Below are 12,476 nucleotides of genomic sequence, written 5' to 3'. Positions count from 1 at the left end.
CGGTGAGCCAGATGACCGACGGGCCGATCGTCGACGGCGCATCGATGCGGCATGTGCTGGGCCACTTCGCCACCGGCGTCGTGGCGATCACCGGTATCCATCCCGACTCCGGGGAACCGGTCGGGCTGGCGGCGAACTCGTTCACCTCGGTGTCCCTCGATCCGCCGCTGGTGGCGTTCTGCGTGGGCCTGACCAGCACGTCATGGCCTCTCGTGCGTGCCGCAGGCCGGTTCACGATCAACATCCTCGCCGACTCGCAGGAAGCGGTCTGTCGTCGTCTGGCGTCACCCGGTGCGGACAAGTTCCGCGACGTCGACTGGACACCGGCGCCTTCGGGTGCCCCGGTCCTGACGGGTGCGCTGGCGTGGATCGACGCCGAGCTCGATGCCGAGCACGCAGCGGGCGACCACACCATAGTCGTGGCGCGGGCACATCATCTCCGCGCGTCCGACCAGGAGCCGCTGTTGTTCTACCGCGGCGGTTACGGTCGGATCGCTCGTCCGGATCCGGCCGGAGGCGTCGTATGACGATGCAGCCCATCTCGTGCCAGGGGTGCGGCCGGGAGGTGCTGGTCGAGAAGTTCAGCGCGGCGCACACCTCGATCCAGTGGCCGTTCGACGCACGCGAGTGCCCTTTCATCGCGGCCCGTGACGACGCCGGAACCGCTGCCGGTTTCGGCGCGAACACCCACGGGTGCGAGCAGCTCCTGCGCACCATCGATCAGGCGTTCGCGGAGCAGTCCCTCACCGAGAGTGGTATCGAACTCCCTGTGGGACAGAACGTTCCGCGACTGCACTGAACGACGACCGGTGAATGGGACGGGCGCCGTCACGCCGGTCGCGGAGGTGGGACTCTGCGAGTATGGTGACCGACAGCGCGATCGAGACAACCGTAGCAAGCGGAAACACGGAGACGTCGGGCGTCCCCGAACTCCGTGAACTCGCCACCGAACACGGCACATTGCGATATCGGGAGGCCGGCGACGGACCGCCCCTGCTCTTGCTGCACGGCTCCGGACCCGGCGTGACCGGGTGGCGCAACTTCAGCGGCAACATGCCGGTTCTCGCGCGGCACTACCGGACCATCGTCCTGGAGTTCCCCGGTTTCGGGGTCAGCGACAGTTTCGGTGCGCCGCACCCGATGCACTCGGCGCCGACCGCGGTGCGGGCTCTCCTCGACGGTCTCGACCTCGATCGTGTGCGACTGATCGGCAATTCCATGGGTGGCTTCGTGGCCACCGACTTCGCGCTCTCCGATCCGGAGCGGGTGGAGAAGCTGGTGACGGTCGGCGGCGCCGGGACGAGCCTCTTCGGCCCGCAACCGGGTGAGGGCATCATCCGGCTCGGCGAGTTCGTCGACAACCCGTCCCGCGAATCCCTGGTGGCCTGGCTGAATTCGATGGTCTACGACCGCTCGCTGATCACCGAGCAGATGATCGACGAGCGGTGGGAGCAGGCCACCGATCCGGAGACGCTGGCCAGTTCGCGGGCCATGTACGGGCGGGCCGCACTGGACCGGATGGCGCAGGCAATGCGGTCGTCGGAGGCGACACCCGGATGGGCGAACCTGCGCAAGCTCTCCGTGCCCACCCTGATCACGTGGGGGCGTGACGACCGGGTCAGCCCGGTCGACATGTCCATCCTGCCGATGCGGATGATCCCCCACGGCGAGATCCACATCTTCCCGAACTGCGGCCACTGGGTGATGATCGAGCAGAAAGAAGCCTGGGAGTCGGTGGTCCTGGCCTTCCTGGCCCGCTAGGGAGGTGCGGGTCCCGGTCGTCTGGTCGGTGGATCAGATAACCGGGGGATCAGATGACCGGGGGATCAGATGACCGGGGCCGGTAGCCGACAGTAGCTGTGGCAGACACGATCGGAGATGATCCGATCCGGGCATTCCGGGTCGAACCAGCGGTCCACGAGTCCCCAGTGGACCGGATGCATCATGTACTGGCCGGTGAGAGCGTCGACGTCGGCGAACTCCTGCTCCCAGACGTGGGTCCACGTCGACGCGCCACGTGCCCGGATCACCGGGCTCAACTGCCATGCCCTGATTCCCGACATGTGATCGGGCATCGTCAGCGTGGCGTTCTCGAAGCGGTCGACCTCGGCGGCCGGCGCGGTCTCGTCGACCCGCAGGAGCAGGGTCCGGTAGACGGTAGGTGAGGGGCCGTCGTCGCGTCGGCCGGTCGTGTCCGGGCCGTCCGCTCCGAGGTACTCCACCGCATCCACATGTCGCACCGCGCTGTGCGCGAGGACCGCGTCGAGCACCGCCCGGGTGTCCTCCCAGTCCCCGGCGTCGGCGAACTGGAGATGGACGAGCAGATCCCCGCCGTTGCGGACCCCGGGCAGGGTCGCTTCGATCAGGATGCGCTGAGCCCGAGACTCTTCGGCGACGCCGCGGAGACGTTTGACGAGGACCGCGGTCTCGAGGTCGTCTCGTGGGTCGGCCAGGTGGAGGAGCGAGGTGACCTTATACATCGTTCAGCTTCTCCACATCGTCGGCGGAGGCCGCCATCGAACGGGTGCGCTCGACGATCAGTGGCTCCATGGACGTCCACCATCGGGACGGTTCGGGGTCGTGCCGGCCACGGACCGCCGCGGCCCACCAGTCGCCGGGCCCGGACACGGTCCACGTCGCCGTCACCGTGTTGTTCTCCCCGTCGATCCACGCCGGCGGACTCACCAGGACCCGGTCGAGCGTCAGGCCGCGTTCGCGGGCGGACGGCGCGTACTCGTGCAGGTACGCGTCGATGAACTCCGGGGCGCGGCCGGGTCGGACGACGACCTGATCGACGATGTAGATGGTGGCGTCGGGCATGTGACCACGGTAGGTGCCCGTATCACCGCTCCGGACAACGGTTCCCGGTAGCCGGGAGCTGACCCACCGCGAGGGCATGGTGCGCTTTGTAAGGTAGACGACCATGGGACCTGACAGCGCTGCTCATCCGCACCTCCCGGCGACCAGCTGGGCGGTGCTGGGGATGCTGTCGTTCGGCGAGGAACTGACGGGCAACGACCTGAAGAAGTGGGCCGACTGGAGCATCGGGTTCTTCTACTGGAGTCCCTCGGTGAGCCAGGTGTACACCGAACTGAAGAGGCTCGAGGATCGTGGGCTGGTGACCTCACGGATGGTCGCCGGTGACGGTGAGCGGGGACGGCGCCTGTATGGCATCACCGACGCCGGGGTGTCGGCGTTGCGGAGCTGGTCCCGTGACGCCGACGTGGAGCTGCCGGTTCTCAAACACGGTGTGATGCTTCGCCTCTGGATGGGCCACCTGCAGGAACCGGAACAGCTCAAGGAGCTGGTGCAGGCCCACATCGACAATCTCACCGAGCAGGCCCGTCGCGCCGGGGTCCACGCCGAGCACTCCGACGACGAACCTGCCTGGGCCTTCTCGCAGATGAGTCTGCGGTGGTCGCAGCGCTACTTCGAGTCCGAGATCCGTTTGGCCAGAGAGCTTCTCGACGACATCGATGCCGCGGCGATCCGCTACCGCGAGTCCGCCGCACACGACGAGAACGGTTTGCCGATCCCACGGGACCCGGGGACCTGGCGGTCGACCGTCGAGGACTGACGGGTTGCGCGGGGTCGGCGGCTATCCCTCGGACAGCACGCTCGCGGCGGTGGGTAGCGAACGCAGGAGATCGCGGCGCTGAAGTGTCGGTGTCACCCGCACCCCGGCCGACAGGCTCCGCCAGATCGCGCCGGCCGCGAGCTGTACCGGGCTGGTCATCCGATGGTCGAAAGCCATGTCCCGCAACGGTCCACAGATCGACACCGCGGTCGTCGCCTCACCGACGGGGCCGATGGGGGCGGCGATGCACCCGAACCCGCGGAGTGCCCCGTCCCGGTGCGTGGCGAACCCGCGCTCCCGGACCAGTGCGTCACCGGGGAGGTCGCGGCCGTTGAAGGCGAGCAGGGCGTTCCCCAACGCGGTCCGCTCGGCCGGCAGGCGACCACCGACCCGGGTCGGCACATGAGCCGCGAGCCGGCCGCCGATCTTGTCCAGATAGACGATGTCCTCGCCGTCGAGAACTGCGAGATGCACGACCATGCCGGTGATCCGATACAGGTGGTGGAGATGATCGGCGGACGCCGAGTGCACCCGATCCTGGTGGACTGCCAGCGACCCCAGCTCGACGAGGCGGATGCCCAGGCTGTAGTCACGGCCCTGTCGTCGGAGCCACCGCATCGCGACCAGACGGTCCAACATGCGGTGCGCCGACGACCTCGGCACCCCGGTGCGGACGACGACCTCCGCGAGGCTGAGCGTCTCCCGCCCGGCGAACGCCTCCAGGACCAGCGACAGGCGATCGAGGACGGCGGTCGGGGCCGCGTCGTTCACGGGTGTCCCCGGCCGGTCGCAAGAGATCGGGGCGGGTTCGGCAAGCGTCGTCATGTCGGCACTCCTTCAGGCAGCTAACGCTCTGACATGGCTATTTCGATTAGGAATATGCCATAGCGGAGCGCGCTTGTGAAGCAGGTCACGCAACTTCGTCCCGGTTTCGCGTCGGTCAGCGGGCCGGCTCGACCACTAGCGGGCACCTGGTGCCGGTGAAGATGCTGGCCGCGCACAGATTGCAGTGGATGCACAGTGAGGTCGCATCGCGATCCTTGCCGATCCGGTTGATCAGGTCCGGCTCCCGAAGCAGCGCGCGCGCCATGGCGACGTACTCGAAACCGTCCGACATCGCGGTGTTCATGGCCTCGAGGTCGGTGATCCCGCCCAGCAGGACCAGGGGCATCGTGAGCGCGTCGCGGAACTGGCGGGCGAAGTCGCGGAAGTACAGCGGCTCATAGGGGTAGTGGGAGAACACCATGTTGCCGAACATCTTCATCCCGAGCTTGACGATGCCCTTCTGGGTCTCCGCCATCTCGCGCACGGGAACGTCGCCGCGGAAGAGGTACATCGGATTCAGCAGCGACGACCCGCCGGTCAGCTCCAGTGCGTCGAGGTGGCCGTCGGCCTCGAACATCGTTGCCACACGGAGGGATTCGTCGAGCCACAATCCGCCGGGGACGCCGTCGGCCATGTTCATCTTCGCCAGCACCGCGATGTCGTCTCCGGCAGCTTCCCGGACCGCCGCCAGGATGCGGCGCGCGAACTCGGCGCGGTTGGTCAGCGACCCGCCCCAGGAGTCCTTGCGGCGATTGAGATTAGGGCTCAGGAACGAACTCGCCAGGTAGTTGTGGCCGAGATGGACCTCGACGGCATCGAAGCCGACCTCCTTGGCGTATCGCGTGGCCTGTGCGTGCGCCTCGATGACGCGCGCGATGTCGGCCGGCGTCGCAGCACGGTCGAGGGCCATCGCGAGCGGGTTGGGCCGGGTCGACGGTCCGATCGACGGCAGGCCGGTCGAGCGGGAGTTGGCCACCGGCCCGGCATGCCCGATCTGCGCCGAGATCTTCGCGCCGGTGGCGTGGACGGCCTCGGTGAGCCGTCGCAGGCCGGGTAGCGCCTCCGGTCGCCAGTGGATCTGGTCGCGTTCGGTCCGTCCCTCGGGTGCCACCGCGAGGTAGGCGACCGTGGTCATGCCCACACCGCCCTCGCCGACGGCGACGTGGAAGTCGATGAGGGCATCGGTGACCAGTGCATTCGTGGTCACCCCTTCGAAGGTCGCCGACTTGATCACCCGGTTCCGCAGTTCCACGGGTCCGATGCGTGCCGGGGCCAGCGGATCGGGATGCGGAGGTGCGGGGCGCGTGGACTCGGTGAGCGGCAACGAAGTGATGGGGGAATGGTTCTCGACGGTCATGGGGTTCCTTTCGGATCGGGCTGTGGTCGGAGGGGGAGCGGGGTCGGTCCCCGGTGTGTCACGGGGCCGGGACGGTGATCGTGAGCCAGCGGAGCGCCTCGTCCACCGCGTCGGCCGAGTCGATGTCGGGGGCGAGTTCGGCCCAACTGAGCAGGGCGTCGAAGGTGGCCGCCTGGTACGCCGTGGCAATCGCGCGGCACGCGGAGGTCGGCGCCTCGGGGAGTCGTCTGCCGATGAAACCGGCGAGTTCGTCGATCCATGGCCGATACGCGGCGGGGGCCATCACCACGAGTTCGGGCTCGGACGAGATCAGCCGCAACCAGTCGGCACTCACGCGCTGGACGTGCGGTTCGTGTGAGACCGACTCGGCGATCGCGTGGCGGACGGCGTCGCCGAGGGGGGCGTCGGCGGCGGTGGCGGCCAGTGCGGCGGTGAGGCGTTCGGTCGCCGGTTCGACGCCCAGCCAGGCGATGTCGGATTTGGATGGGAAGTGACGCAACAGTGTCCGCGCGCTCACTCCCGTCGCGGCGGCCAGGTCCTGCCAGCTCGTGGCCGCGAAACCGTGCGTCGACCAGAGGCGGTACGCCTTGGCGACGACGTCATCGGTGTCGAGGACAGACGGCCGTCCACGGCGCCGGGGCGTGCCGGGTGCGAGCGTCATGAGAGCTACATCACCATTATTGGCGAGGACTGTCAATAATGCGACGGCACGTTCGTCCGATCGGGCCGATGTCAGGGGTGCTGACTGAAGTGGCTGCGGCAGGCCTGATTTCGGGTCGTCTGACCAAACGACGCCACGTTCCCGGCTCAGATTTTCCGACCTCCCAGTCAATGGGAACGCCTCATCGCGGGCCCGTGGCGGTACGCACATAATTCACTGCCGCCACCCGGAGGGTGATGTGCATCACGCGAGGAACTGTGCGTGTCGGATGTCTCGTCCGGTGCGGGTTCTCGCACATCTCGTGAAGGAGAAGCCCGATATGAAACTCGGCGGACTGATTCGGCACCGGCGGACCATCGTCGGCGTCGGTGCCCTGGCCGTGGTCGCCACCTTCGGCGCCACCGCCTGTGGCAGTGATGATTCCACCAGCGACAGCGCCTCGTCGGCCTCGACGTCATCGCTCCCCTCGGAGCCGGCGTCCGGCGAACCGATCAAGATCGGATTCGTCTCACCCGAGGGCGGCGCCGCGGTGTCGATTCCCGAGTACCGACAAGGCGCCGAAGCCGCGGTGCAGTACGTCAACAACAATGCCGGCGGCCTCGCCGGCCGGCCGATCGAACTCGTGGTCTGCAAGCAGCAGGAGGAGCCGACCTCGGCCACCAAGTGCGCCAACGAACTGGTCGAGAAGAAGGTCGCAGCGGTGCTGTCGCCGGGCACCTCGATGGGACAGGTGATCGTGCCGATCATCTCCGGCGCCAAGATCCCCTACGTCACCCTCAACGCGGTGTCGCCGATCGAGCTGACCTCCCCCGACGTCGCCGCGCTGTCGGCCGGACTGCCCGGCACGCTCACCGCGATGGCCAGTGGGGCCAAGGACAAGGGGATGAAGTCGGTCACCCTGTTCGCCAGTGACGGCGGCGGGATGGGCAACGTCATCACCCAGATGGGAACGCCCGTCTTCAGTGGCTACGGCGTGGATCTGAAGGTCGTGCCCCTGCCGCTCGGCGTGCCGGATCCGACCCCGATGGTCTCGGCGGGTCTGTCCGAGAAGCCCGACGGCGTGAGCATCATCGCCGACGCGGCGACCTGTGCGGGCGTGCTGAAGGCCGTCCAGACCGCCGACCCGAACGTGGAGAAGATCCTGATCCCCACCTGCCTGGACCCCAACGTCACCAAGGTGATCGGCCTGGACACGGTCAAGGGCAACGTCGGCATCACCGCCACGGACTACCTGTCCGACAACCCGGACTCGGTGCTGTACCGATCGGTCCTGGGTCAGTACGCACCTGATCTGTCGATCACCGGCGCCGGTGCGTCGGGTTACCAGGTGCTGCTCGGGTTCGTGCGCACCGCCGGTGGCGTCCAGGGCGACGTGACCCCGGCCTCGCTGGGGGCGGCGATCAAGTCCGCCAAGGATGTCGAGATGCCCGCCGGCGGCGGCATCACGGTGACCTGTAATGGCAAGGCGTTCCCGCAGATGCCTGCGCTGTGCTCCAGCCAGATGCTCTACGGAACCGTCAACGACGAAGGCGTGCCGGTCGACCTGAAGCTGGCCGGCCAGCAGCCGGCCGCCTAGCCCGGCACACGAGGACAATTCATGACCGACCATCTCTCCTATCTCGTACTCGGCCTCGGCAACGGGGCGGTGTACGCGGCCATCGGGCTCGCGCTCGTCATGACCTTCAAGAGTTCCGGCGTCGTCAACTTCGCGACCGGCGCCGTGGCTCTGTACACCGCCTATACCTATGTCCTGCTGAGGACAGGGGAGCTGATGGTCCCGATCCCGGGACTCCCCAAGACGGTCCATCTCGGTGGGCCTCTTGGGGTCGTCCCGGCCATGGCGATCGCCCTGGTGATCGCCGCCGTCCTCGGACTCGTGTTCTACGCCTTGATCTTCCGTCCGATGCGCAACGCCTCGGTGGTCGCCAAGGCGGTCGCATCGATCGGTCTGATGATCGTGCTCCAGGCGCTCATCGCGCAGCGGGTGGGAACCGAGATCCCGCTCGTGGAGCCGATCTTCCCGATCGAGACCATCACCATCGGCGACAGTCGGGCCCCGACGGACCGGATGTGGCTCGCCGGCTGCGTCGTCGGCCTGGCCGTGGTCACCACACTGGTCTTCCGGTACACACGATTCGGCATGGCCACCGAGGCGGCCGCGGAATCGGAGAAGGGTGCATACCTGACCGGGTTGTCGCCCGACCGGATCGCGTTCAGCAACTGGGCGCTGTCCTCGGTGCTGGCGGGTCTCGGTGGCATCCTCATCGCACCGTTGGTCACCTTGAACCCGGTGGCCTACACGATGTTCATCGTGCCGGCGCTCGCCGCCACCCTGGTCGGCAACTTCTCGTCGATCTGGCTCACTGTCATCGCCGGTATCGCCATCGGTGCCCTGCAGTCCGAGGTCACCAACCTCCAGAACACCTTCGACTGGCTTCCGAAAACGGGTATGGGGGAGGCGATCCCGCTCATCCTGATCATGGCCTTCCTCGTCGTCCGGGGCCGGCCGCTACCCGACCGCGGTGCGGTCGCCCGACCGGCACTCGGCCGGGCGCCCCGCCCCGACCACGTTCTCCTCCCGGCGCTCGTGGCGATCGCCGCCGCGGTCATCGCACTGCTGGTGACCGGCGGCAGCTACCGCGCCGCGATCATCACCAGCATGATCTTCGGCATCGTCGCACTCTCCCAGGTGGTGGTCACCGGGTACGCCGGCCAGGTGTCGTTGGCGCAGTTGACCCTTGCGGGTGTCGGCGCCTACTCGCTCTCGGTGCTCAACACCCATCTCGGCATCCCGTTCCCGTTCGCACCGATACTGGCGGCCCTCGGCGCCACCGTCATCGGTGTGGTGGTCGGCCTACCCGCGCTCCGGGTCCGAGGGCTCCCGCTGACCGTGGTGACCCTCGCCCTCGCGGTGTTCCTCGAGGCGTTCTGGTTCCGGAACCCCTCCCTGAACGGCGGCGTCAACGGCGCACCGATCGACACGCCGCGTATCTTCGGCATCGATCTCGGAATCGGTGCGGGAGAGAGCTATCCGCGGATCGCGTTCGGACTGCTGTGCTTGTTCACGCTGGCCGTCGTGGCCCTAGGGGTCGCGTGGCTACGTTGTAGCCCGCTCGGCACCGACATGCTCGCGGTCCGCGCCAACGAACGCTCAGCCGCCGCGACCGGTATCGACGTCTCCCGAACCAAGTTGGCGGCGTTCGCGATCGGAGCCTTCATCGCCGGTCTGGGCGGTGCTCTGCTCGGCTACCAGCAGACCCTGGCGACCGCCGAATCGTTCACGGTGTTCCTGGGCGTCAGCCTCTTCGCGGTCATGTACATCGCCGGTATCACCTCGATCACCGGCGGCATCCTGGCCGGGCTCATGGCACCCGGCGGTCTGCTCTACATCCTCGTCGACCGCTTCCTGCACGCCGGCGAGTACTACACCCTGATCAGCGGCATCCTGCTGATCGTGTCGGTCATGGCGAACCCGGACGGCATCGCGAGCCGGCTCCCGAAGATCCCGTGGCCGGCCCTGTCCCGTCGTGATCGTTCGAACGCCGTTGCGGCAGAAGATGATCGGGTGACCGCATCGTCTCCGACCCCGGCGATCGACCGCGACCGGGCGGCTCTCGCCGTCGACGGTGTGGGCGTGTCCTACGGTGCGGTGGTCGCCGCGGAAGACGTCACCTTCGAGGTGTACCCCGGCGAGATCGTCGGGCTGATCGGACCCAACGGTGCGGGGAAGACGACTGTGATCGACGCGATCACCGGCTTCGCCCCGTCCACCGGCACGGTGACGCTCGACGGTGACGACGTGAGCGCTCAGCGTCCGCACGTGCGGGGCAGGCGCGGTCTGGGCCGGTCCTTCCAAGATGTCGAACTGTATGACGACCTGTCCGTCGCCGAGAACGTGACGGTCGGGGCGACCCGGTCGCGGTCCGACGAACCGATCGAGACGCGGGTGGCCACGGTGCTCGCCACCCTGGGCATCAACGAACTGGCCGACGCCGAGGTGGCGACACTCTCGCAGGGGCACCGGCAGCTGGTGTCGGTGGCCCGCGTGCTGGCGATGTCGCCGATCGTCGCGCTGCTCGACGAGCCGGCCGCCGGACTCGACTCGAGCGAGAGTCGCTGGCTGGGCGAGCGTCTGTGCAAGGCGCGCGACGCCGGGATGTCGATCCTGATGGTCGACCACGACATGGACCTCGTCCTGTCCATCTGCGACCGGATTGTCGTGCTCGATCTCGGTCGGGTCATCGCGACGGGGACGCCGGACGAGATCCGCGCCGACGCCGCGGTCGTCCGGGCCTATCTCGGTGCACCTGTCGAGTCCGTCGAGACCCCGTCCGTCGAGACCCGCCCCGTCGAAACAGAGGAGGTCCTGTCATGACCGCACTCCGCTGCCGCGGACTGTCCGCGGGCTATGTCCGGCAACGTCCGTGTGTCCGGGACGTCGACCTCGACGTCGAAGCCGGTCAGATCGCATGTCTCCTCGGGCCGAACGGCGCGGGCAAGACGACGCTCCTGATGTCCCTGGCCGGGATGGTGCCGCGTTTCGCCGGTGAGGTGACGGTGGACGGGAACGTCCTGCCGGCCGATCGCCCGCGGGATTCGGTGCGGTCGGGACTGGTGCTCGTGCCGGACGATCGTGCTCTGTTCCGCCAGCTGCCCACCGTTGCGAACCTCCGCCTCGCGGTGAAGGCACGGGGCGATCGTGCCGCGGCGATCGAGGAGGTGCTCGGTTACTTCCCCTCGCTCCGGAAACGCCTCGGGGTCGAGGCGGGACGGCTCTCCGGTGGTGAACAGCAGATGCTCGCCATCGGCCGGGCCATCGTGCAGCGGCCCAAGGTGCTCCTCATCGACGAGCTGAGCATGGGACTCGCACCCGTGATCGTCGACGAGATCCTCGACGTCCTCCGCAGACTGGCGGACGAGCGGGGGATGGCCGTCGTACTCGTCGAACAACACGTCCAGCTCGCCCTGAGCATCGCCGACCGGGCCGGGATCCTCGTCCACGGCAGCATCGCGATCGACGACTCCGCCCAGGCGTTGCGTGCAGACCCAGCCCGGATCGAGAGGGCGTACCTGAGCGTCTGACGCCGGTCCGCTCGCTGAATGAGAAGACCGCCGCCACGGTCGCGGCGGAGATGGTGACATGGTCGCCGGCGGTGATTTTCGGGCGATCGGACCGAGGGGTGCCCCGAAAATGCAACGTGTTCTAAACTAGAACACGTTCACATTGGAAAGGTGAGGGCACAATGGCGGTTGACCAGCACGTTCGCGAGCAGATTGCGGCGCAGCTGTGGAAAGCGGAGACGTCGGCGACGGCCATCGACCGTCCCACGGACACCCATCCCGACCTCGACGTGGTCGACGCCTACGAGATCCAGCTGATCAACATCCGCAAGCGTCTCGACGCCGGGGCCAAGGTCGCCGGGCACAAGGTCGGCCTCGCCTCCGAGGCGATGCAGAAGATGATGGGCGTCGACGAGCCGGACTACGGTCACCTCCTCGACGAGATGCAGTACTTCGAGGAGACCCCCATCGACGCGAAGAAGCTGTGCTTCCCGCGGGTCGAGGTGGAGGTCGGGTTCATCCTGGGCGAGGATCTACCCGGCGAGGGATGCACCAACGACGATGTCATCGCCGCGGTCGAGTGGGTGGTGCCCTCGATCGAGCTCATCGACTCCCGCATCAAGGACTGGAAGATCACGCTGTGCGACACCATCGCCGACAACGCCTCGTCGTGCGGCTGGATTCTCGGACAGCAGCGTGTCCCGATCAGCGAGATCGACACCGGCGACATCGACGCGGTCCTGCATCGTAACGGGGAGATCGTCGCGAAGGGCAATTCGTCCGCGGTGCTGGGTCATCCGTTGAACGCGGTGTCGTGGCTGGCGCGCAAGGTGGACAGCTTCGGCGTCCGGCTGCGCAAGGGCGACGTGATCCTGCCCGGCACGGCGACGCGGGCGATCGACATCTCCTCGGGTGACCACTTCGTGGCCGAATTCGCCGGCCTCGGTTCGGTCACCCTCGACTTCACCTGACATTCAACAGACTTCACTAGCAAG

At 67.7% G+C, this 12,476-nt stretch carries 13 protein-coding genes; 8 read left to right on the top strand and 5 right to left on the bottom strand.

Annotated features, from left to right (window positions below; all coding sequences use genetic code 11):
- The first annotated feature begins 11 nt into the window (after window positions 1–11).
- The 3 genes from OK17_RS02970 (at window position 12) to OK17_RS02960 (ending at window position 1,761) form a co-directional block, all read left to right on the top strand.
- Window positions 12–527 carry a flavin reductase family protein gene (locus tag OK17_RS02970; RefSeq protein ID WP_232716615.1) on the top strand — a complete coding sequence of 172 codons (516 nt, stop codon included), beginning with the start codon at window positions 12–14 and terminating at the stop codon, window positions 525–527.
- Window positions 524–799, top strand: coding sequence for a hypothetical protein (locus OK17_RS02965; protein WP_232716521.1), 276 nt, complete (start codon window positions 524–526; stop codon window positions 797–799). The genes OK17_RS02970 and OK17_RS02965 overlap by 4 nt, the downstream gene beginning before the upstream one ends.
- Window positions 800–861: 62 nt before the next feature.
- The gene (locus OK17_RS02960) at window positions 862–1,761 is read left to right on the top strand and encodes an alpha/beta fold hydrolase (RefSeq protein ID WP_232716522.1); all 900 of its coding nucleotides are present in this window, start codon (window positions 862–864) and stop codon (window positions 1,759–1,761) included.
- A gap of 65 nt (window positions 1,762–1,826) precedes the next feature.
- Here OK17_RS02960 and OK17_RS02955 read toward each other — a convergent pair whose 3' ends face one another.
- The gene (locus OK17_RS02955) at window positions 1,827–2,480 is read right to left on the bottom strand and encodes a Dabb family protein (RefSeq protein ID WP_232716523.1); all 654 of its coding nucleotides are present in this window, start codon (window positions 2,478–2,480) and stop codon (window positions 1,827–1,829) included.
- Window positions 2,473–2,820 carry a hypothetical protein gene (locus OK17_RS02950; RefSeq protein ID WP_040535266.1) on the bottom strand — a complete coding sequence of 116 codons (348 nt, stop codon included), beginning with the start codon at window positions 2,818–2,820 and terminating at the stop codon, window positions 2,473–2,475. The genes OK17_RS02955 and OK17_RS02950 overlap by 8 nt, the downstream gene beginning before the upstream one ends.
- A gap of 103 nt (window positions 2,821–2,923) precedes the next feature.
- Between OK17_RS02950 and OK17_RS02945 the strand changes: the two genes are divergently transcribed.
- Window positions 2,924–3,577: a PadR family transcriptional regulator gene (locus OK17_RS02945; protein ID WP_232716525.1), complete on the top strand. Its 654-nt coding sequence runs from the start codon at window positions 2,924–2,926 to the stop codon at window positions 3,575–3,577.
- Window positions 3,578–3,598: 21 nt separating this feature from the next.
- Here OK17_RS02945 and OK17_RS02940 read toward each other — a convergent pair whose 3' ends face one another.
- The 3 genes from OK17_RS02940 to OK17_RS02930 form a co-directional block, all read right to left on the bottom strand.
- Window positions 3,599–4,402 (bottom strand): IclR family transcriptional regulator, encoded by an 804-nt coding sequence (locus tag OK17_RS02940; RefSeq protein WP_232716527.1) that lies wholly within the window; start codon window positions 4,400–4,402, stop codon window positions 3,599–3,601.
- Between the two features lie 115 nt (window positions 4,403–4,517).
- Window positions 4,518–5,759, bottom strand: a complete 1,242-nt coding sequence (locus OK17_RS02935) for an NADH:flavin oxidoreductase (RefSeq protein WP_461416626.1) — start codon at window positions 5,757–5,759, stop codon at window positions 4,518–4,520.
- Between the two features lie 58 nt (window positions 5,760–5,817).
- Window positions 5,818–6,420 (bottom strand): TetR/AcrR family transcriptional regulator, encoded by a 603-nt coding sequence (locus tag OK17_RS02930; protein ID WP_461416625.1) that lies wholly within the window; start codon window positions 6,418–6,420, stop codon window positions 5,818–5,820.
- A 319-nt stretch (window positions 6,421–6,739) separates the two neighbouring features.
- Between OK17_RS02930 and OK17_RS02925 the strand changes: the two genes are divergently transcribed.
- The 4 genes from OK17_RS02925 to OK17_RS02910 all read left to right on the top strand — a co-directional run bounded on the left by OK17_RS02925 (window position 6,740) and on the right by OK17_RS02910 (window position 12,452).
- Window positions 6,740–7,996 carry an ABC transporter substrate-binding protein gene (locus OK17_RS02925; RefSeq protein WP_232716618.1) on the top strand — a complete coding sequence of 419 codons (1,257 nt, stop codon included), beginning with the start codon at window positions 6,740–6,742 and terminating at the stop codon, window positions 7,994–7,996.
- A 21-nt stretch (window positions 7,997–8,017) separates the two neighbouring features.
- Window positions 8,018–10,795 (top strand): ABC transporter permease subunit, encoded by a 2,778-nt coding sequence (locus tag OK17_RS02920; RefSeq protein ID WP_461416624.1) that lies wholly within the window; start codon window positions 8,018–8,020, stop codon window positions 10,793–10,795.
- Window positions 10,792–11,502, top strand: coding sequence for an ABC transporter ATP-binding protein (locus OK17_RS02915; protein WP_232716534.1), 711 nt, complete (start codon window positions 10,792–10,794; stop codon window positions 11,500–11,502). The genes OK17_RS02920 and OK17_RS02915 overlap by 4 nt, the downstream gene beginning before the upstream one ends.
- A 161-nt stretch (window positions 11,503–11,663) precedes the next feature.
- Entirely contained in the window at window positions 11,664–12,452 is a 789-nt protein-coding gene (locus tag OK17_RS02910) for a 2-keto-4-pentenoate hydratase (RefSeq protein WP_461416623.1), read from the top strand.
- Window positions 12,453–12,476 lie beyond the last annotated feature (24 nt).

This window comes from Gordonia sp. GN26 (genome assembly GCF_054823965.1).
This window is presented reverse-complemented; position numbering and strand designations above follow the sequence as displayed.

Excerpts from the sequence above, each read along its gene's own strand:
- OK17_RS02970 (WP_232716615.1), top strand. The coding sequence starts at position 12 with ATGACCGACGGGCCGATCGTCGACGGCGCATCGATGCGGCATGTGCTG.
- OK17_RS02965 (WP_232716521.1), top strand. The coding sequence starts at position 524 with ATGACGATGCAGCCCATCTCGTGCCAGGGGTGCGGCCGGGAGGTGCTG.
- OK17_RS02960 (WP_232716522.1), top strand. The coding sequence starts at position 862 with ATGGTGACCGACAGCGCGATCGAGACAACCGTAGCAAGCGGAAACACG.
- OK17_RS02955 (WP_232716523.1), bottom strand. The coding sequence starts at position 2,480 with ATGTATAAGGTCACCTCGCTCCTCCACCTGGCCGACCCACGAGACGAC.
- OK17_RS02950 (WP_040535266.1), bottom strand. The coding sequence starts at position 2,820 with ATGCCCGACGCCACCATCTACATCGTCGATCAGGTCGTCGTCCGACCC.
- OK17_RS02945 (WP_232716525.1), top strand. The coding sequence starts at position 2,924 with ATGGGACCTGACAGCGCTGCTCATCCGCACCTCCCGGCGACCAGCTGG.
- OK17_RS02940 (WP_232716527.1), bottom strand. The coding sequence starts at position 4,402 with ATGACGACGCTTGCCGAACCCGCCCCGATCTCTTGCGACCGGCCGGGG.
- OK17_RS02935 (WP_461416626.1), bottom strand. The coding sequence starts at position 5,759 with ATGACCGTCGAGAACCATTCCCCCATCACTTCGTTGCCGCTCACCGAG.
- OK17_RS02930 (WP_461416625.1), bottom strand. The coding sequence starts at position 6,420 with ATGACGCTCGCACCCGGCACGCCCCGGCGCCGTGGACGGCCGTCTGTC.
- OK17_RS02925 (WP_232716618.1), top strand. The coding sequence starts at position 6,740 with ATGAAACTCGGCGGACTGATTCGGCACCGGCGGACCATCGTCGGCGTC.
- OK17_RS02920 (WP_461416624.1), top strand. The coding sequence starts at position 8,018 with ATGACCGACCATCTCTCCTATCTCGTACTCGGCCTCGGCAACGGGGCG.
- OK17_RS02915 (WP_232716534.1), top strand. The coding sequence starts at position 10,792 with ATGACCGCACTCCGCTGCCGCGGACTGTCCGCGGGCTATGTCCGGCAA.
- OK17_RS02910 (WP_461416623.1), top strand. The coding sequence starts at position 11,664 with ATGGCGGTTGACCAGCACGTTCGCGAGCAGATTGCGGCGCAGCTGTGG.